This is a genomic window from Reichenbachiella agarivorans (genome assembly GCF_025502585.1).
In the GTDB taxonomy this organism is placed as follows: Bacteria; Bacteroidota; Bacteroidia; order Cytophagales; family Cyclobacteriaceae; genus Reichenbachiella; species Reichenbachiella agarivorans.
Map to the genome: position 1 here is coordinate 517,282 of NZ_CP106679.1, position 21,520 is coordinate 538,801.

Annotated in this window: 12 protein-coding genes; 5 read left to right on the plus strand and 7 right to left on the minus strand. The window is 43.5% G+C overall.

Annotated elements, in window-relative coordinates; genetic code table 11:
* Window positions 1–98: 98 nt before the first annotated feature.
* The 5 genes from N6H18_RS02020 to N6H18_RS02040 all read right to left on the minus strand — a co-directional run bounded on the left by N6H18_RS02020 (window position 99) and on the right by N6H18_RS02040 (window position 7,459).
* On the minus strand, window positions 99–3,263 hold the full coding sequence (locus N6H18_RS02020) for an efflux RND transporter permease subunit (RefSeq protein WP_262310174.1): 3,165 nt from the start codon (window positions 3,261–3,263) through the stop codon (window positions 99–101).
* 29 nt (window positions 3,264–3,292) lie between these two features.
* Window positions 3,293–4,411 carry an efflux RND transporter periplasmic adaptor subunit gene (locus N6H18_RS02025; RefSeq protein ID WP_262310175.1) on the minus strand — a complete coding sequence of 373 codons (1,119 nt, stop codon included), beginning with the start codon at window positions 4,409–4,411 and terminating at the stop codon, window positions 3,293–3,295.
* Window positions 4,412–4,437: 26 nt separating this feature from the next.
* A complete protein-coding gene (locus tag N6H18_RS02030; RefSeq protein WP_262310176.1) occupies window positions 4,438–5,742 on the minus strand; it encodes a TolC family protein in 1,305 nt (434 codons plus the stop codon).
* Window positions 5,743–5,848: 106 nt separating this feature from the next.
* Window positions 5,849–6,403 carry a TetR/AcrR family transcriptional regulator gene (locus N6H18_RS02035; RefSeq protein ID WP_262310177.1) on the minus strand — a complete coding sequence of 185 codons (555 nt, stop codon included), beginning with the start codon at window positions 6,401–6,403 and terminating at the stop codon, window positions 5,849–5,851.
* A 147-nt stretch (window positions 6,404–6,550) separates the two neighbouring features.
* A complete protein-coding gene (locus N6H18_RS02040) occupies window positions 6,551–7,459 on the minus strand; it encodes a YihY/virulence factor BrkB family protein (protein WP_262310178.1) in 909 nt (302 codons plus the stop codon).
* A 60-nt stretch (window positions 7,460–7,519) separates the two neighbouring features.
* Between N6H18_RS02040 and N6H18_RS02045 the strand changes: the two genes are divergently transcribed.
* The 5 genes from N6H18_RS02045 (at window position 7,520) to N6H18_RS02065 (ending at window position 13,935) form a co-directional block, all read left to right on the plus strand.
* The gene (locus N6H18_RS02045) at window positions 7,520–8,575 is read left to right on the plus strand and encodes a DUF748 domain-containing protein (protein ID WP_262310179.1); all 1,056 of its coding nucleotides are present in this window, start codon (window positions 7,520–7,522) and stop codon (window positions 8,573–8,575) included.
* A 171-nt stretch (window positions 8,576–8,746) separates the two neighbouring features.
* Window positions 8,747–9,430, plus strand: coding sequence for a TetR/AcrR family transcriptional regulator (locus tag N6H18_RS02050; RefSeq protein WP_262310180.1), 684 nt, complete (start codon window positions 8,747–8,749; stop codon window positions 9,428–9,430).
* Between the two features lie 14 nt (window positions 9,431–9,444).
* Entirely contained in the window at window positions 9,445–11,190 is a 1,746-nt protein-coding gene (locus tag N6H18_RS02055) for a peptidase domain-containing ABC transporter (protein ID WP_262310181.1), read from the plus strand.
* Complete coding sequence (locus tag N6H18_RS02060) at window positions 11,183–12,538, plus strand: HlyD family secretion protein (RefSeq protein ID WP_262310182.1); 1,356 nt, start codon at window positions 11,183–11,185, stop codon at window positions 12,536–12,538. Before N6H18_RS02055 ends, N6H18_RS02060 begins: the two co-directional genes overlap by 8 nt.
* Window positions 12,535–13,935, plus strand: coding sequence for a TolC family protein (locus N6H18_RS02065; protein WP_262310183.1), 1,401 nt, complete (start codon window positions 12,535–12,537; stop codon window positions 13,933–13,935). Before N6H18_RS02060 ends, N6H18_RS02065 begins: the two co-directional genes overlap by 4 nt.
* Before the next feature lie 21 nt (window positions 13,936–13,956).
* Here N6H18_RS02065 and tamL read toward each other — a convergent pair whose 3' ends face one another.
* On the minus strand, window positions 13,957–16,221 hold the full coding sequence (tamL, locus tag N6H18_RS02070) for a translocation and assembly module lipoprotein TamL (protein ID WP_262310184.1): 2,265 nt from the start codon (window positions 16,219–16,221) through the stop codon (window positions 13,957–13,959).
* Window positions 16,218–21,296: a translocation/assembly module TamB gene (locus N6H18_RS02075; protein WP_262310185.1), complete on the minus strand. Its 5,079-nt coding sequence runs from the start codon at window positions 21,294–21,296 to the stop codon at window positions 16,218–16,220. Before N6H18_RS02075 ends, tamL begins: the two co-directional genes overlap by 4 nt.
* Between the last annotated feature and the right edge of the window lie 224 nt (window positions 21,297–21,520).

Genomic DNA, 21,520 nt, shown 5'->3' on the forward strand with positions numbered 1-21,520 from the left:
TTTACTAACTAACCAATAACCGATACAGTTTCGGCTCACTCCAACTCTATCAGAGTGATTATTTTTTGACTAAAATCTATGGTCTATTGACCTATCTTTCAACTCCCAGACTCAATCGCTGCATCATTTTGCAGCTTCTCTAATCCTTTTTTGCCGTAGGCTATTTTGGTAATCACCACATACAATACCGGTACAATAAAGATCGCCAAGAATGTAGCGGCCAACATACCACCTATTACTGTCCAACCTATCGTCTGACGTGCCACTGCACCTGCTCCTGATGCCATCGCCAATGGTGCCACACCTAAGATGAATGCCAGAGAGGTCATCACGATCGGTCTCAATCTCAGCTTGACAGCCTCTATCGTTGCAGCGATGATTTCCATGCCTCTGTCCACACGCTCTTTGGCAAATTCCACAATCAAGATGGCATTCTTAGCAGCCAAACCAATCAGTGTAATCAAACCGATCTGCGCATAGACGTTGTTGCTCAAATGTGGCAGACAAATCAAGGCAACAATCGCCCCAAATGCTCCTAACGGCACAGACAGCAAGATCGAGAAGGGTACAGACCAGCTTTCGTAGAGTGCTGCCAATAGCAGCAATACAATCAAGATGGACAAGCCGAAGATGATCACAGTACTGTTACCCGCTGAGAGTTCCTCACGGCTCAAGCCTGAGAAGTCATATCCATAGCCCGCAGGCAATACTTGTGCTGCGACTTCTTTCATGGCATCCATCGCCTGACCACTACTGTATCCTGGTGCTGCAGCTCCGTTGATTTCCGCAGACCTAAACAAATTATAATGAGAGATCACAGGTGCACTTTCTTTCACATAGTAGGTAACCAAAGCACTCAATGGAATGGACTCACCCTGACGGTTTTGCACGTAGTATTTCTCCAAGTTTTTGATGTCCATACGGTAACTCGTGTCGGCCTGTGCCACCACACGGAAGTTACGACCGTAGCGCGTGAAGTCATTGATATACTGACTACCCATGAATGACGACATGGTCGCAAACACATCCGAGATAGACACGCCTAGTTTCTTCGCTTTCTCCCTGTCTACATCTACCTGATAACCTGGTGCTTTGGCAGTAAAGAAGCTATAGGCCATCGCGATCTCAGGACGCTGATTGGCAGCCATTAGGAACTGTCCCAACACGCCTTCCATTTCTTTGACATCTCCTCCAGCACGTTGCTCCAGCATGAAACTGAACCCTCCCGTATTACCCAAACCTGGGATTGCAGGTGGCGACACAACACGAATCGTTGCTTCATGAATACCTACAAACGCACCATTCAACTGTGCCATCACGCTCTGCAATTGCAGAGACGGATCCTTCCTCTCATCCCATGGGTGCATCTGGATGAAATAGGTCGCCGAGTTAGATTTGAACGAAAAGTTAATCGCATTCAAGCCAGCAATACCTGTATAATTCTTGATCGCTGGTTGCTCTGCCAACGTAGCTCCTACCTTGTCCATCACCTCTAGGGTACGGGCAGTAGAAGATCCCTCTGGCAATTCCATTGCAATGAAAATACGACCTTCGTCCTCCGTAGGAATAAAACCCGTTGGCTTCATATTGAACATCCCAATCGTACCGACATAGATACAAACCAAAGCAATGAGTACCATCGGAGTGGCTTTGATGGCTCTTTTCACGCCATTGCCATAATGCTCTGTCGTGCGCTCAAACCAACTGTTGAACTTGAAGAACAAGCCATTGATCCCTGTTGACTTTTTAGACAAATTCATCGGTCTCAACATGAGAGAACACAAAGCTGGTGTCAAAGTCAACGCTACAAATGCCGAGATCAATACAGAGATCGCAATCGTGATTGCAAATTGCTGATACAATCTACCTACGATACCAGGGATAAATCCTACTGGAATAAATACAGCTGCCAAAATCAAGGCAATCGCAATCACTGGTGCAGTGATGTCTTTCATCGCCCGACGAGTCGCCTCTTTGGGCGAAAGCTTGTAATGATCAATATAATGCTGCACGGCTTCCACCACCACAATCGCATCATCCACCACGATACCAATCGCCAACACGAACCCAAACAAGGTCAAAGTATTGATGGTAAAACCGAGTGGAATAAAGAAGATAAATGTACCTATGATCGAAACTGGGATCGCCAAAATAGGCACCAAGGTCGCTCTCCAGCTTTGCAAGAACAAGAACACGACGATCGTCACCAAAATCAAAGCTTCAAACAGCGTATGTAATACCTCTTCGATAGAGGTCTCTACCACAGATACAGACTCGAATGAAACCACATAATCCACGTCATTTGGAAATGCCTTTTTCAATTCGTCCAAAGCGTCATATACACCTTCGGCAGTACTGAGGGCATTGCTACCTGGTGCTTGATAGATCAAAAGCAAGGCTGAGGGATTGCCATTGATAATAGAACTACGTCCGTAATCAAATCGCCCAAACTCTATGCGCGCTATATCCTTGAGGTAGACCATAGATCCATCTTCTGGGTTGGTTCGCACAACGATATTCTCAAACTCCTCTCTAGTCGATAGACGACCATTGACCGTGATCGGATACTCAAAAGCCTGGGTATCGTACTGTGGCATAGCTCCTACTTTACCTCCTGCGACTTGGAGGTTTTGCTCTTGGATCGCAGCACTTACTTCTTGAGTTTTGATTCCATACTGAGACATCTTATCTGGCTTGAGCCACAGTCTCATCGAGAAATCCTGACCTAGGGAATTGATATCTCCCACACCTGGCACACGCAGCAGTGCATCACGTACGAAGATGTTGGTATAGTTATCCAAATAAGCCACATCATGCGTCCCTTTGGGAGAGAAAATTCCCACTACCATCATGATGCTAGGGTTTCTCTTGCGCACCACGAGACCTAAACGTTTCACCGCTTCGGGCAAACTTGGTTCGGCGATACTTACCCTGTTTTGTACATCCAGTGTGGCAATATCCACATCGGTACCCACTTCGTAGGTTACGTTCATTTGTAGCTGTCCAGTACTCGTACTGTTGGACGAGAGATAGGCCATCCCCGGAGAACCGTTGATCTGGGTCTCGATGGGTGTAGCTACGGTCTGCTCTACTGTCAAGGCATCAGCTCCCGTATAATTACCAGATACTGAAACCACAGGCGGAGTGATCTCCGGATACTGGGTCACAGGCAGGTTGATGATCGCGATAGTTCCCGTCAATAGCAACAACAACGAGATGACTATGGACGTGACCGGACGATTTATAAATACATCAGATATCATTTGAATATTTTAAGTATTGACTGATTTGATTATTTGCTCGTGGCTGCCGTCTGTACAGGCACCCCTTCGCGTAATTTTTGCAAGCCATCTACGACCAGTGTTTCTCCTCCTTTGAGTCCTGAACGAACGACGATACCTTCTCCTACAATCGTCCCCAATTGGATACGAACCTGATGAGCAGTACCATCTTGCACGGTATAGACGAAATATTCCCCCATCTGCTCGACAACAGCCTTGTACGGAATCGTGATCTGCTTGCCATGATCTTGGTTCAAAACCTCCAAGTTCATCGTCATACCTGGGATCAAATCTCTCTCAGGATTAGGGAAACTCAATCGGATCGTCAGTGTTCCTGTCTGTACCCCCACCGCTCTATCGATGGCAATGACCTTTCCTGAATAAGGATATTTGGTTCCATCGCTAAACAACAGGCTAAACAACGAATCAGGTTGTTCTTCTTTTTTCAAGCGATTGAATCTTGGTATTTCCTTTTCGTTGATCACAAAATCTACCGCTACTGGATCATCTGATGACAAAGTATTGAGCAAAGGCTGACCGGGTGACACTTGTGTCCCAATCCTCACATTGTGAATCCCAATCGTCCCTGAAAAGGGCGCTTTGATGATGGAATATTGCAAATCATTGGAGGTAGAAGACAACTGCGCCTTGGCAGCAGCTACTTGTGCTTTGGCTGTTTCGTAATCTGCCTTGGCATAATCGACCTTTTGACCTGCAATCGCATCTTTGGCTTGCAGAGCTTCATAGCGTTTCAGATCCTGCTCTACCCTAGCCAAATTAGCCTCGGCAGTAGAGACATTGGCTTTGGCTTGCTGAAAGGACGCCACATACTTGGTTCTATCTATTTCATACAAGTTTTGACCTTTCTTTACCTCAGCCCCATCCTTGACAAAAATCTTGGTGATGTATCCTGACAATTGCGGACGTAACTCCACTTGATTGACAGGCACCACACGGGCGGGATAGGTATCTACACCCTCTACTTCTTTTAGCGCCACACCTATGGTCGTGACTGTGGCAGGTGCACCTGCCTGACGAGGACTGCTATTTCCTCCTGTGCATGCTGCAGCAACTACCGCGACGAAAGCAATCAGGATGGTGTTAGGATATAAAATTTTACGTATGTTCATGATTTTTTGATAGAATGCTTTGTTGTTTAATTGATTTCGATGGTTCCGATGGCTTTTTGAAAGTCCAGCTTACTAGAGAGCAATTGGAACACAGCGTTGAGATAGTTGAGTTGCGCTGTTTGCAATTCGTTTTCCGCAACGATCACTTCCAGATACGTTTTGATTCCCTCGTCGTATTGCAACTTGATCGTACTATATACATCATCCGCCAAGTCTGCATTGCTCTTCAGAGTGGTCATGTCCATGTAGTCACTTTTGTAACTCGCTAGTGCCGCTACATACTCTGTATTCATGGCACGCTTGGTATCTTCCAAAGTCACATCCAAACGCTCCTCTTGTAGCTTGGCTATCTTGATCTGCTGGTTTCGTTTGTTTCCAGTAAAGATTGGAATGCTAGCTGTCAGACCAATGCTCGATGTAGAGTAGTTCGTGTTGTACAAATCCGCAAAGTTATTATTGAAATACTGTGGACTATAGTTGGCATACGCCGAAATCTTCGGAATCAACCCCATCTGATAATAGGATGTATTCAGTCGGAGTAGTTCCTTGTCTGTCTGCAACTGGCGGTATTCTATTCGATTTTCGATCGCCAAATTTTGGGTCGTATCCAATAAAATTTCGGTTTGCAATATATCCTTTGTGTCATAGTCCAGATTCAAATCCTGCTCTACAGGGAATCCCATCAATTGCTTGAGGTAGGCAAACTTAGTCGTCAAGGACTCCTCTGTCCGCTTCTTTGCACTCTTGGTATTGGCCAGGGTAATGCTCGCACGCTGGTAATCTGTCTTGTCCACGATTCCATTGTCATACTGTGCGCGAGAATCGTTGTATTGCTTCTGCTGACGGATAATATTTCCATTCAGAATATTCAATTGCTCTCGTGTCAACAAGATGTCGTAAAACGCCTTGCTGATCTGCACCACAGTATTGATTTTGGTTTCCGTTACATTTTGTTGCAATTGGGTCTTGCTATACTTAGCAGCCTTGCTTGCCAAAAACACTTCGTTGCTGTAGAGGGTCTGGTCCGCTCTCAAGGCAATACTGGAGGTGTAATTTTGACCAATCTGGACTACCTGATCACCAAAGGCAGTACTCGCCAATTTGAGGTTGTCGGTCAAGGCATAGTTGGCAGATATCTGTGGCAACCAGGCCGACAAGCTTGCATTGATCTCATGGTGACCGATTCGCTCGTCGATCAATGTTCGCTCCATGTCTGGTTTGTTTTCCAGTGCAAAATCGATACACTGCTCCAACGAATACGTATTCTGTGCTGATACATCGATCACCGCCATGACCACCAGTATCCATACCGCACTCAGTTTGTACTTCATCTTTTTTCTACTCACTTTCTTCGTTAATAATGTTTTGATATTAGTTCTCCCTTAACCGAGTTTTTAGGCTCAGACATGTTCTTTAATAGTAAAATAGTTTAGTCAACTAGAGAGTCATGCCTTTCCACTGCATGCCAATGATGTCATTCAAATCTTCTTCTGTCAATTCGACCTTTCTGTACAGCCTCATCTTCAGTGCCGAAATCACACTTCCAAAAAACAACCCTGAAATCATTTCTGGGTTTTTATTGATGATGATGCCCTCATCGATACCTTCTTGAAAAAATGTCGAAAAGTACAATTGAATTTCTTTTCTTTTGGGATAGTTGAAATAGAAAGGCGAATTGACGAATTGCTCATAAAAACGCAAAGTTTGAGGACGGTCGATATGGAAATGAAAGATACATTTCCACCTTTTCTCAAAACGCAGCCTAAAAGAGAGGTTTTTGTCGTCTGTAGACGTCAGCGTCTCCAGCAGCTGATCCACGATGTTCGTATGCAAAGCACAGATCATTGCTTCCTTGCTCTCAAAGTAGTGATAAATCGTACCTGCCGCGACGTTGGCGTGCTTGGCCAACTGACTCATCGAGGTACCATGAAATCCGCACTCATTGATCAACTCCAGTGCACTATCGAATATCGCTTGCTTCTTTTCTACCATTCCGCAATTGTAGATTGAATGTTCATTCGGTATTACTCTGTTCACAAAAAAATGTTACAGAATGTTAAAAATTTTCCTCTCAACAACTAATATTTAAGAGGTTTTCCTAGAGATATAATAGACGGGATGAAATGGGGGTATATCAAACTAACTCTCCAACTCTACCTCACGAAGCTCGACCTTCTCAGCACCCCTCGATGGGAGAATTCGATAGCCCAGATAATTCAAAATCGCACGGGTCAATTCTGCCCCAAACAGCAACACTACTGTGGAATAAAATACCCAAACGAGTAAAACCACCACAGAACCAGCCGCAGCATAAGTTTGGGAAAAATTGCTCTGACTCATATACAATCCGATCAAGTATTTACCCAATATCAATAGACTTGAAGTAATCAATGCACCCATGGTTACATTCTTCCACTTGAGTTCTACATCTGGTAAAAACTTGAATAAAATCATCACAATAAACACCACACTCAGCAATGAAAACAAACCATTGGCGAGCTCCAAAGCGACCGTATCAACTCCCTCCAAATAGTGATGGATTGGTTGCAAAAACACGGTCAACAATGTATCCATCAACAACGAAAAAATAAGCACCAAACCCAAAGCCACGATCATCCCAAATGAGAGGGCACGGTTCAGTGCAAACTCTCTCAAAACCTTGTTTCCCGCACTTCTGACGCCCCAAATGGTGTTCAAAGCAGCTTGCAGAGACATAAATATAGTAGTAGCTGAAAACAACAACACACCTATACCAACCGCTGATTGCAGTCCCTTGCCTTGGTTTAGTTCGATGTTTTTGAGGATATCTTCGATGGTCTGGGCGGTACTATCCCCTACGAATCTTGCGATCTGCCCAGACAGCTCGCCACGTACAGCATCATCCCCATAGAAAACCCCTGCAGTCAATACCACCGCGATCAATAACCCTGGCAATGAAAAGATTGCATAGAAAGCAATCGCCGCAGCTGAATTCATAAGATTGTGTTCTCCACTGGATTGGATGGTATCCAACAATACGGATTTGAGGGCCGAAAATATTTTTTTCATAAGTATGGAATGCTTTTTGGCAAATGTGTTTCATAAATCAGTCCACCCAAAACTATTGTCATGCTAAAACATAAGAAAACCATACTCGTCAGCTTTGCCATACTCGTACTGGGACTCAGACTTTGGCTACCCTATTTCATCAAAAATCAATTTGAAAATGGGATCAATCAACTACCCAACTATCGGTGCACCATCGATGACATAGATTTGGTCATTTACCGTGGGTCGCTCATGATTGACAGCTTGGATGTGTTCATCACCACCAACGAAGTGGAAGAACCCTTTGTCAATCTGCCATTCACGGATATCTCGATAGAATGGAGAGCGATACTAGATGGCGCCATCGTAGGCGAAATATTTTTGGACCATCCCATGTTGAATTTCAACGATGGGGAAGAAAAAAGCGAACAACAAGCTGGAGATGCAGACTGGACTCAGCCCATACTAGACATGATTCCCGTAAGGATCAACCGCTTTGAAATCAAAGATGGCGAGCTAAATTTTGAAAACAAGAGCAGCCAACCTCCAGTAAACCTATCCATCACCAATTGGCATCTGATCGCTACCAACCTCACCAATGCCAAAGACCACACACAAGACCTCCCCTCAACTATCTCTACTACCGCCACCCTATTCGAGACAGGGCATGCCGATATCTCAGGTGATCTCAATATCTTAAAACCCTTGCCAGACATGGATTTGAGTTACAAACTCGAATCCATCAACCTTACCGAAATCAACGACTTCACCAATGCCTATGCCTCCTTTGATTTCGAAAAAGGCTTCTTTGCCATCGTGGGAGAATATGCTATGCGAGATGGGTTGATCAAAGGCTACATAAAACCGGTACTAGAAGAAGTGCAAATTGTGGACCTCAAGGAAGACAAAGGTACGCTCAACACCCTATGGCAATCATTTGTAGGTGTAGTCACCGAGCTCACTGAAAACCAAAAGAAGGATCAAACTGCCACGATAGTCAACCTATCGGGTGATCTCAACGACGTGCAAACCAATGTCTTGGAAATTGTCTTCAACATCTTCAAAAATGCCTTTGTCGAGGCATTTGACAAGGAAATCGAAAACTCTGTAGAATTCAAAGATCTCGCCAATCGCTAATCTACAGATCACGAAAGGAAAACATTGTACTCCTGACCAGATTTACTCTTAAATCAGAAGCCAATTTCCAACTGTGAACAGGTTGCTGAGATCGAGACAATTACAGATTGTGAGTAATAATATTTATAATAATAGTCTTACTATCATTTATAATTATTTTACTTTTACAACATGTCTACAATCACTCTCCAGATAGGCCAAGAATTCTATTGCAAGGACCCTCAGAGCACAGAATTAGGGAAGAAAATTGTATCCGAAGGCATACAACTCTTGGATCAGTTAGGTTTTGAAGAGTTTACTTTCAAAAAGCTAGCTGCAAAAATCGCTACCTCCGAAGCTTCTATTTATAGGTATTTTGACAACAAATTGAAGTTCTTGGTCTACTTGACGTCTTGGTATTGGGCATGGATGGAATACATGATCGATCACAAAACTCACCATATCAATGATAGCAAAAACAAACTCCAAGAAATTCTAAAGATTCTTTGTCATGTAGACCAAGGCCATCTCAACATGGATTTGTCTGGCATCAACACAACCTCGCTCAAGCGTGTGGTAATGATCGAGTCGGACAAAATCTATTTGACCAAAAAAGTAGATGAAATCAATAATGAAGGATTATTCAAAGGATTCAAAGGGCTATGTCACAAAATCTCATTGGTAATCATTGAAATCAACCCTGAATATATCTATCCTCATGCGTTGGTAAGCATGGTACTGGAAACGGCACATCAGCAGGTGTTTTTTGCAAAACACCTGCCTTCACTGACCGAAATATCCAAAACCAAAACGGTGAGTATTGAACTACAAGTTTATGAATTCATCAACCATTTTACCTTCAAACAACTTCACTAAAAAAATAATCCAAGATGAGTAGTCACTCTGTCAATCCTAAAAGTACTGATTCGTCGGCGAGTATAACTCCCCTCAAAAGGCTGTTTAGTATGCTGTCACTAGACAAAAGGGAAATTTTTATTATTTACGCTTATGCGATATTCAATGGCCTGCTCAATTTATCACTACCACTGGGTGTACAAGCTATCATAGGTTTCGTGATCAGTGCCGAGTTTTCCTCTTCATGGGGTCTACTTATTTTCATTGTGGTGATTGGTGTAGCTACATCAGGGGTCATCCAGATTTTGCAACTGTCTCTCACAGAGCTCCTCCAGCGTAGAATATTTACCCGCGCTTCATTCGAGTTTGCTTATCGCATTCCAAGGTTCAAAATGGAATCCATCTTGGGTTTTTATCCACCTGAGTTGATGAATAGATTCTTTGACACCCTGAATATTCAAAAAGGTTTGTCAAAAATTTTGATAGATGCATCGACATCCATACTCCAAATATTGTTTGGATTGATCTTGCTTTCATTTTATCATTCATTCTTCGTTTTTTTTGGAATGATTCTCATAGGGTTAATTTCATTGATATTCATCATCACTGGACCCAAAGGACTGAAAACCAGTATCATGGAATCAAAATACAAATACCAAGTTGCACACTGGCTAGAAGAAATTGCCAGAGTCATGGCGACATTCAAATTGGCCGGAGAGACTACCCAGCACATAGATAAAATGAATACCTACGTATCCAATTATCTCAAATACCGAAAGCAACATTTTAATATTCTGATTCTTCAATTTTCGAATATAGTAGCATTCAAAACCATGGTCACTGGTGGATTATTGATACTGGGAAGCATACTGGTCATCAATCAAGAAATCAACTTGGGTCAATTTGTGGCATCTGAAATCATCATTCTGCTTGTCCTCAACTCTTCCGAAAAACTAATCCTCAGCATGGAGACCGTTTATGACGTATTGACTGGATTAGAAAAACTAGGTCAAGTAACTGATATCGAAACAGAAAGCGAAGAAGGTATTGATCTCCAAGAAATCACCAAAGGAAAAGGAGTATCTCTAGAGTTGACTGGATTGACATACAAATATCCAGGCAATCACAAGCCAACTATTGATGGCGTCAATCTCAAAGTAGATGTGGGTGAAAAAATATGCATCACTGGGATAAATGAATCCGGGAAATCCACTTTACTCTCGCTCATAGCTGGATTGTACAATGATTATGATGGCTCCATCCACTACAATGGCATCCCCTTGAGAGATATCAATATTATGAGTTTCAGATCTGTGATTGGGGACAATTTGGGTCTTCAAGATTTGTTTTTTGGTACCCTAGAAGAAAACATCACAGTTGGCAAAAAAGATATACAGATGGAAGACATCCTTTGGGCAATCGAGCAAGTAGGTCTTGGGGATTTCTTTAAGCAACTTCCCAAGGGTCTGAATACGATGATTCAGCCAGAAGGACAAGGCCTATCTACCAGCATCAAACAAAAAATAATCTTGGTTCGTACCCTATCTGAAAAACCCAAACTGATCGTCATGGATCACACCTTGCAGAGTTTAGATTATGAAGATCGCAATAGAATCAGTCAAATTTTGACGAATCCCGATGCTAACTGGACGCTCCTTGCTGTGAGCAATGATCCACTCATGCTCACTCGCTGCGACAAAATCGTCACGATGGAATATGGCAAAATAGTCGATATCACCAGCCAGAATTCTAACAACACAAATCAAGACTCCAATGCTTAACATATCCAACAATCCAATAGATCGGGATGAAATTCTCAAGGATCAATCTGCATATCAAGATGTCATGGAAAAATCTGCCTCACGCAGATTGGTCTATTTGCTTTTAGGATTACTGATTCTAAGTATCGTCATTCTCTTTTTGCCTTGGACGCAAAACATAAGAGCAAGAGGAAAACTAACCACACTCCGCCCAGAAAACAGAGAGCAAAACATTCACTCTATGATATCTGGTAGAGTAGAAAAGTGGTATGTCAGTGAAGGGCAATTGGTCAATCGAGGAGACACCATTGTTTTCATCTCAGAGATGAAATCAGAGTACCTAGATCCGCAGCTGATCGAGAGATCCGCCAATCAGACAGATGCCAAAAAGGCATCCATATCTACCTATACCGAAAAAGCAGCCGCGCTTTTGGATCAAATTAATGCCTTGCACCGCAACCAAAAATTAAAACTGGAGCAAGCTGAAAACTACTATTACCAATCGCGATTAAAAGTTGAGTCCGACAGCATAGACTATCAGACGGCGGTGATTAACTATGATATCGCTCTCAAGCAATTTGATCGGCAACAAAAACTCTATGACCAAGGGTTAAAATCGCTGACCGAACTAGAAAAACGCAAGCAAACACTGCAAGAGACTCTTTACAAAAAAACATCTATTGAAAACAAATGGTTGTCTAGTAAAAATGAGTACATCAATGCGAAATTGAACCTCAACATAGTCAGAAATGAATTCGGCGAAAAGATCGCCAAAGCCAAATCGGATAGATTGTCTGCGCTCTCTAGTGCACTAGAGGCAGAAAGTGACTACAACAAACTATCCATCCAGCAGTCCAACTATTCCAAACGATCTGGATTTTATTATATCACGGCACCACAAGATGGCTATGTCACCAAGGCCATTATAACAGGTATCGGAGAGACTGTCAAAGAAGGAGAATCTATATTTAGTTTCATCCCGACCAACTTTGACTTGGCGGTCGAGATGTACGTGCGACCTATTGATTTGCCTCTGATACAAGAAGGTAGAAAAGTCCAACTGCAATTTGACGGATGGCCAGCCTTGGTCTTCAATGGGTGGCCTGGAATGTCCTTTGGTACCTACACAGGCCGCATATTTGCCTACGACAAAGCCGCCAGCCCCAATGGGAAATTTAGAGTACTGGTCGCGCCAGACCCTGATACAGCCCCTTGGCCTAAGCTGCTGAGACTAGGGTCAGGAACCTATGGCATAGCCTTGCTCAAAAACGTACCCGTTTGGTACGAATTATGGAGAAATTTGAATGGTTTTCCTCCAGACTTTTATGTAGAAGAGGCCAATCCAACAAAAGACAAAAAAGGAAAATGAACAACCTTAGGATATTCACATTTTTAGTCCTGTTGCTGCCTTGGGTTGCTAATGCTCAAATGGATTCTATCCATTATCTGACATTGGATGAACTCTACCGACACGTACGACAAAATCACCCCATAGCTCAACAAGCGATTCTGATGAATCAACGTGGATCATTGACAGTCAGTCAAGCCAGAGGTGCTTTTGACCCCAAAATTGTTTCGGGGTTTGATCGAAAAACCTTTGACGGAACAAACTATTATGATCTATGGGATACCTATGTCAAGATCCCTACCTTGCTCAATATAGACCTGAAAGCTGGCTATGAGAGAAACCAAGGAACCTACCTCAATCCAGAGCACAAGGTGCCCGCCGATGGTCTATACTATGCAGGGATATCAGTACCTCTTGGTCAGGGCTTGATTCATAATGAGCGAAATATCAATCTCCAAAAAAGTAAATTCACACAAAAAGCATTTGAAAATGACGCTAACAATGTCCTCAACAATCTTTTCTTGGATGTCAACTATGCCTATTGGTATTGGTTCGAAAGTCACCAAAAGAGAGAAGCAGTTCGCAGCAACTTGAGCCTAATCCAAGAAAGGTTCGAAGGAATAAAACAAGGAACAATCAATGGCGAAAATGCTCCTATCGACAGTGTGGAAATGCTCATTCAGGTACAGCAATGGATCAACAACCTGCGACAAGCAGAACTTGACCTCCAAAATAGCAGACTACTTCTCAATAATTTTATCTGGTCAGATAGCATGGATCTCAGTAGTTTTTCTCCATTAATCGAAGATGAGACACAAAATCTAGCATTGGACAGCTATCTCGATTGGGCAATAATAAACCACCCTGACCTCAAGCAATTATCTATTGAAAGCAACATCCTGGATTTGGATAGAAAATTGAGTTCGGAACAACTCAAGCCAATCATTGATGTCAACTACAACCTCCTATTGACTGATCAAAGTGAATTAGAGTCATCATTCTATGCCAACAATTACAAATTCGGTGTACAGTTTGCCTTTCCACTATTGATAAGAAAAGAGAGATCCAAATTGAAAATCATTAAAATCAAGCAACAGGAGTATGATCTCAAAATCAACCAAAAAACCAGAGAAGTAATCAACAAAATTCAGCAGGGTTACAACAAGGTATATACGCTAGAGGAAATGATCGAACAGCAAAAAGACATTCAAGTCAACTACGAAAAGATGTTGCAAGCCGAACAAGTCATGTTCGAAAATGGAGAGAGTTCAGTATTCTTACTCAATAGCAGAGAAAACAAAAAGCTATTGGGACAGATAAAACTGATAGAGCTACAGTCCAAATACCAACAATCCCTAGGCGAATTGAAATGGTCTACTGGCAAGTTGTATGACGAAATAAATGCCCTAAATCCATAGTCATATGCTGCCACTTTTTGATTAGAATGGATACCCAATGGCAAAATTGAGGATGGATTTTTTGAGATTGAAATCCACACGATCTCCTGCTGGCAAAGTGGGGTTCTTGATCGGTGCTGCCCAATCCAGTCGGATGACAAAACCTTGAATATCTACTCTCACTCCCACACCAGTACCGATCGCCAGTTCACTCAAAAAATTGGGAGAAAATTGCGACCCTGGCAACTCGTCATCCTCTCTGACCAACCAGACATTGCCTGCGTCCATAAATACGGCTCCCTTCAAAAATGAGATGATAGGAAATCTATACTCCAGATTGGCCTCCAGTCGGATATCCCCTGACTGATCGAAATAGGTATCTTCACCCGTCAGACTCGGATCGTAGGTACCTGGCCCCAACGACCGAATCCGAAATGCCCGAACGCTGTAAGGTCCTCCTGAAAAAAATTGTTTGGAATAAGGCATCGTCGTAGAGTTGCCATAGGCATAACCCAGTCCACCGTACACTCTTGCCACCAAGACATCAGACTTACCTATTCTGAGATGATTTTGCAGGTCAATTTCCATCCGTGAATATTGCGCATACTCCAATCCCAAAAACTGAATAGGACCAGTATCCTCATTCACACTGCTCTCTATCAAATCAATGGTATTGCCTGCCAAATCCAGATTCACCTTGAGCAGGATGGCATTGAGTCTGGAATCTACAAGCTGATTGTAAGTAAACTGATACGTCAGGCCCGCGATAAACTGCTGCTCGAAACTGTTCTTCAAGAAAGAATTTTCATCCAAAATCTCCTCAAACTCAGCAGAGGTGTTGGCCAGGTTCACATAATTGATACTGATGGGATTAATGGTATGAGAAACCTGTCTGCTGGCTCGCCAAGAATAACCAAAGGTACTTGAGAAGGAATACAAATTGTAATAGCTGCTCCTGTCTAGGTATTCAAATCCCAAAGCAATTTTGGTTTTGGGTATCCCATACTTGAATCGATCTACCAGATTGACTGGAAACACCAATCGTGGGATGATCAAATCAGTGTTGGCACTCAACTGTGTACTGGTCAATCCATCGTTGCTACCATTGAGTACCTGTGCCTCGTACCCTACACTGCCAGATATGTCAAATTTTTCTCCTCCTTTGAAAATATTGCGATTGGTATAGGTCACGGTCAGTGCTGGCCCTGCAAAATTATTGGATTGCATGACAGCTTGGATTTCTGTCCGCAGGGATCGCTTACTCATCGGAGAGAGGTAGATATTGGTCTTGAGCTGACCCAAAGTATCATCGATCGACAAGGGTAACTCCTCAAAATCTATATTGACATACTTGTAGGTACCGATAGACGAGAGCCTATTACTAGTGATCTTGGCATCACTAGGACTGTATAGTTTGCCACGGTTCAACAACAGGTAGGAAGACAGATGTTTGGGTTTGAAAAACAGCTCATCCTGAACATAAAGCACACTGTCAAATCTGACTGAATCCTGCAAAACCACATCATCATCAATCGAATACTTCGGGTAGACATGGATATCGGTGATTTCGTAGGGAACTATGGAAGCTGCAGGTACATCCCTCTTCAGCCGCAAAAACAGGTTGAACTGCTTGTCCTCGACTTGGTTGGTGTCTGCCTCAAAAATCAAAAAGGCATCATTGAAATTGAAGTAACCTATGGATTTGAGCTCTGCGTCGATGCGCTCTCGCTCCGTTTTGAATTGAGACAAATCAAATCTGACACCTGGAGTGAGCTTTGTATCTTCTAGCAATCGGTTGATTTCCTGATAGATAGGTAGCGTATCATTATCCAATTGGTAGGAAGCCAAAGTATAGGGTTCGTTGGCTATTGCCTCATACCTCAAGCTCGCAGTCTTCTTCCCGGCCCGTATTGATGAAGAAATTTCACTCCTGAAAAAACCCCTATTTTCTAATCTATTGTCTATCAGATCCATTGTTTTGGATGGATCGACGTGTGACATATACACAGGCTCCTCTCCTAGTTTCTTATTCAGAAATCTGTAATAAAAACCTCCCTTTCCCTCTCTTGTTTTATAATGTGCATACAAGCCCAATCTCACTCCCAATATTTTAGTGTTGGGTTCGGGTCGTAGCAGGGTTTGCAACTCCTGACGTACGCTTTTGACGTTCTTCACATCATTTGGAACTACCAACTTGACTTTGGCTCCAGTATAGAGTTGCTCGTCCTCTGGTACATAGCGCAGGGCATTACATCCGCCCAATAGGGTCACAAATGATAAACTCAATATGATGATGGGGAATTTCAATGCTTCTCTTTCTTTTTAGACTCTTTCTTACTTGTTTTTGTATCCTCGGATTCTTGATCGTCTTGTGCTTCCTTTTTCTTGGCCTCTTCCTCTTTCCTTTTTTCTTCCGCAGCACTTTTTTCCCAAAGCTCTCGAAATTTATTGAATTCTCGATTGAAGCTAAATGCCACCCCCGTCACCATATACTGTCCGTCTATCACTGTATCAAACTCATCTTTGCTAAATCCCTTGACACGGTAGCGGCCATCTTCGGTCAAAAGATACTCCACACTGGCATTGCCTATCAGTGGTGCTCCTTGTTGGTTGGGGTCACTCCCTTGGATGTTGACATCACTGCCTACCTGTACTATCATGCGATCATCCAGTAGTTTTTTCTTGGCATTGATGTCGAGTTGGGTACGACTTTGTGAGTCCCCTCCTTGGTAGTCCGTGTAGCTATCGACATTGAAATCCAATTCAAATCCAGAGTCTCCAACCACTTTGTCCGAAACACTATTGAGCTGACTGGACAAAACCTGTGAGACGTTTTCTCTCGCGATGGCAGCAGAACCACCACTGCTCCCATCACTCCCCGAGGCTGGAAAGAAACGATCCAACACCAATAGAGAAAAGACCTGCTTGTTGAGTTCTTCTTCTTGTTCATTGAGCTGCTTGATTTGTCCATAGACCTCCCCGCCAAATGTACTTTGTTCATCCTTGGGCATGTCTAGCTCAAAAGAAATGGCCGGTTTCAACAATTCTTCTTTGACGTTGAGATACACCAAAAATGGCAACCGACGGTTGTACAAATTGGTCACCTCCGTGCCTTGCCCAGAGGTCTTGAGGGACATCAATGGAGCTGCGGAAGTCGTGATCTTGTATATGGCCCTTACATCCAGTTCGGCATCTAGGGGATCACCCTTCCAAACGATACGACTGCCTGGAGCAATGTCAAATTCCTTGGTCACGAGATTGAACAAACTTGCCTTGTAGTGTCCTTTGCCTATTTCATACCTACCTGTAAATGTCGTACGACCATTCGGTGCTAAGCCCAAATTGAAATCGCCCTTACCCGCTATTTCCAGGTTGTCATTGGTGCGCTCATTGATGATGATTTTGAACGTTGACTTTTCGTTGATTGACAGGACAGTATTGATATCATAGCCTTTGAGTGTCTTGGCTGAGAGTTCTTCTTCGCCTCCTCTGGTTAGAATATCATCGGGGTTCTCCTTGTTGACGAACAGCACAACTCCGTCTCGTTCTTTGATATCCAGTTCTGATTCCGGAACAATGATGGTAAAATTAGTCCCTTCATTGATATTGAGCTTGCCTCTGACCACTGGTACTGTGAGGTTTCCCTTGACGCTCAAATCCGCATCTAGGTTGACCTTGCCATAAAAAAGTTCATTGTCACCTTGTTTGGAATCCAAAGCATGAAAATTCTTGGCCGTCATCGTCAGATCAAACCCTGGATTGGTCATGTCCTTGGTCAACACACGTCCATCAATCTTGAAGGTATTATTCTTTTCATCCTTGACCGTAAAATCATTCAAGCTGATTTGTTCTTGGTTAAACTTGATGGTTTCATTGGGCAATGTAAAGCGTGCATCAATCGCAGAGACTAAAAAAGCCACATCCTTGAACTGGAAACTCCCGTGGTATTTAGGCGCTGTAGTCGTCCCCCGAAACTTGGCTCTACCTGTCAGTGTCCCTGTGGCATCCGTTAAATGACCCTTCGAAAATCGCTCCATCGTCTGTACTTCAAATTTTCGCAGTGCCAGATCCAAATTCATCTGCGGACCCGATTCCGCAGCAAAATACTCGCCTGCCAAATCCATCTCAAGATTTTCACCCTCAATAGACAAGTCAAAATCGTAGTTAGACTTGCCTTTGGCAGAGCCTTCCAGTTTCAATACCCCTAAAGGCACATTCATAGCTTTTAACTGATAGATTTGCAGGTCTGCCAGTAGTCCCCTCTGACCAAAGGGATTGACCAAAATCAGGTTTCCACCCATCCTCCCAGCTACCAATGTATCCCCTCCATCTAGGAAGCTAGTCAAAGTAGCCACATTGAAATTGTCCAAAACCAATCCAAGATGCTCTTGTTTTATTCGCGACAACTTATTGGTGAGTTGCAAACTTTGTTGGTTTCTGGTCAATTTGAAATCCGTAAAATCTACATGATTTTTGGCCACACGCAGCTCATTGGTCTCTGGGATTGTCCATGGTAGGCGATTGATCACCAGCCCTTTTGGATCCAAATGATAAATCAACGTATCATGCTCCATGCGGATCATCGTTTTGATATGCACGAGCAATTCTTCTTGGTTGTAAGCATTGAAGTCCAGCACTAGCTGCTGGTCTTGGATCAATCCATCAATACTCGTACGCTCTATTAACAGCGGCTCCATCACCACTTCATCCCAAGCCAGTGAAAAGTTCATCTGCTCTCGGTCAGAATTGACCCGCAGCTCTACGTCATCGATGGTGATCCCCTGATATTGGGTAAAAGGCACATTGAGTTTCGCCTCCAATTTGTGCTGTGCCTCATCAAATACCACATGACCCATGATCGAATCCAATCGCTCCAAACCTTCCAACAGCACATCCTGCAACAGTGGGGTCTCTTCGATTCCCAAATCCAATCTCATCACAACGGGGCGATATCCAGCATCCATGGCTAGGCTATCTTGCATATAACTCTCAAAATGCCTCCCTAGAGCTGCTATCAGCTGCGTTGGATTGGTATTGGCCACCATCTTGGCTTGCAAAATTCTGCTATTGAGTTGGAGATTGGTGGTATCGTCACTCATGTCTCCACTCATCTCAAAACTACCAAAAGAGTAGCTTTCGCCATCATAGATGGTGATTCCATCTCTAATCGATGCGGTCCATCGAACGGCGGTCGTATCCAGCATGACCACATTGGCTCTGAATTGCATTTTGCTTCGAATCTCCTGATCAGTAAATCCTAACTCGTACAAATCAATCCCTTTGAGGTCTAGCATCATATCCAATTCTTTGCGATGGTCTTCGAGGAACAGGTCTGCATCTAGCGACATTTGGATGAACTTGTCATCGATTGACAGATCAAGGTGAGCTACGCGATTGATCACCTCTGCGCTGAGTGTCAAATTTGAATAATCTCTTTTGTTGAGCTGCAACGCAGTGAATTGAGTAGTCAATTGTCCCTCTAGTGTCTCAAAATCCTTTCCTTGTCCTTTGGCCTGTACACCAAAACTCATCAATCCCAATTTGTCGTTTTGCAAGATTTTTCCCAAATTCAAATCCTTGACATCCATAGTGGCATCTACGACCGTCTTATCCTTCTTGGAGAAATTACCTTCCAAAGCAATCTGTCCATCTGAGCTATGGATGAGGGTATTGAGTTGTACTTGATCCAATCCTCCGACAACTTTGCCTTTCATCTCGATCGTATCTGGGATATGAATTCCCCAATCTTGCTGTCCCAATATTGCCTCCACATCTTCTCGTCGAGTATGCACATCCATTTGATCCAGATCAAATCGCAGGCGCACACTGTTCAATGGATACGCCACCTTGCCATTCAACACTACACCCGTGGTCTCACCCCAGTCCACGCGTGACTCACTGATCACTATCTGCTCCTGCGAAGCTCTGATATCCAACACGCCAGTCACATGGCGTTTCGCAATTGCGGGCACGGTACTATTGGCCGCCAAATCAGGCAAAAACAAATAGACTTCTGACAATGCCAACTGCATCTGTGAAACACTCAAATGAGCATCCACCGAAAGTGGGGCATTGATCAACTGATCCAGAGATGGATATTGGAGAGAAACATCTGCTTGGAGCGTGTTGAGATCAGTGGCCAATTTAAACCCCTGCAAGTGTGCGCTTTGGTTGCTTACATTCAAGCCAAAAGCCAGCTGCTTGAGATTCAGTCCGCTTCCCTCTCTAAAAGCCAACTGTTGCAAATCCATCCGTGCTTGTCCTTCTTTGAGATTTATGTCTTGCACGTGAAACTGAAAATCTTTGAGCAAAATGGCATTGGAGTTGAAAACTCCCGCAGTGACTGGCTGGTCACCAGCTTGATAAAAAAGCTGATTGTCATCCATATCGATCTCTTTGACTACCACTTGCCAAGTTGGCCATTGGAATGCAACGGCTGTTTCTCGCTCTGTGGAATCTTGCTGCACCACCGGTCGCGGTGTCCGAGTCTGATAGCTGATGTCAGAATGCTCCAATACCAAGCGCTCCAACCCAATCTGGCGATCTGATAGATTCACCACTGGGTCGGTCAACGACAAATGACCGACCGCTGCATGAGCCATCATAGAGTCTATCGGTTGCACATAGGACAAATCGACTCGATCCAAGACCAATTCATGAACCGAAAAGAAGGGTAATTGGCTGGACTTCTCATTTTCCTCATCAGATAGGGAATCTGACTCAGTACTTTTGGTTTGTCTATAGAACAATCGGGTATCACGGATCGTCAATTCATCCAACTCAAAACGCATACTATCCAAATCGAGCACATCTACATCTAGGTAGAGCGACCCAAGTTGTAGCGCACTGATGATGCCCAAGACCTCATCGTTGTATTTCAGATCAAAATCATCGAAACGAATGGTACCTATCTCAAACTTCATCGGCGTACTTTCTTCCTCCTCCACCACACTCGAATCTGCCTTGCTGGCAAAAGCCTGAATCAGAAAATCAAAATTGTATTGCTCCGTAGAATCCTCTTTGGATACAGTGGCTTTCAATCCTGACCATTCTACTTTATCCAGATTCAGGGTATGGTCAAAAATTAAGGGAAGAAAGGCGACAGAAACCTCCAAATCACGGGAATAAAGCAGGGTGTCACCCATCTGATCTTCTACATAGAGTTGCTCAAGGTAGGCATTGCCAGAGAAAGTAATGAACAAGCGACCGATAGAGACTTTGGTCTGTGTCTTTTGGGCAACATAGTCCAATGCCTTGCCCACAATCAACTCTTGACCCCAAGGACTGCGCACCCATAGTACCACTCCCGTGAACAAAAGAAAAAAGCCAAGCATGACCCAAGCTATAACCCTCAAAACCTTGTAGTTCTTTTTCGCTGACATAAAGTCCAAATCAAGCCAAACGCTTTCGGATCAGCAATGATAACTCAAGCTTGCTTGTAATAATTATTTTGTCTCCAAAATCGCTCAATAACTGCGCCAAGAAGGCTTTTATCCTTTCCAACTTGCCATTTGCCACATTCACGATCCGTCGCTGTGTAGTCCGCTCAACCGATTGGGTAAAAATCTCCACAAATAACTAAAAGCCTCTACAAAAATCACTGCTT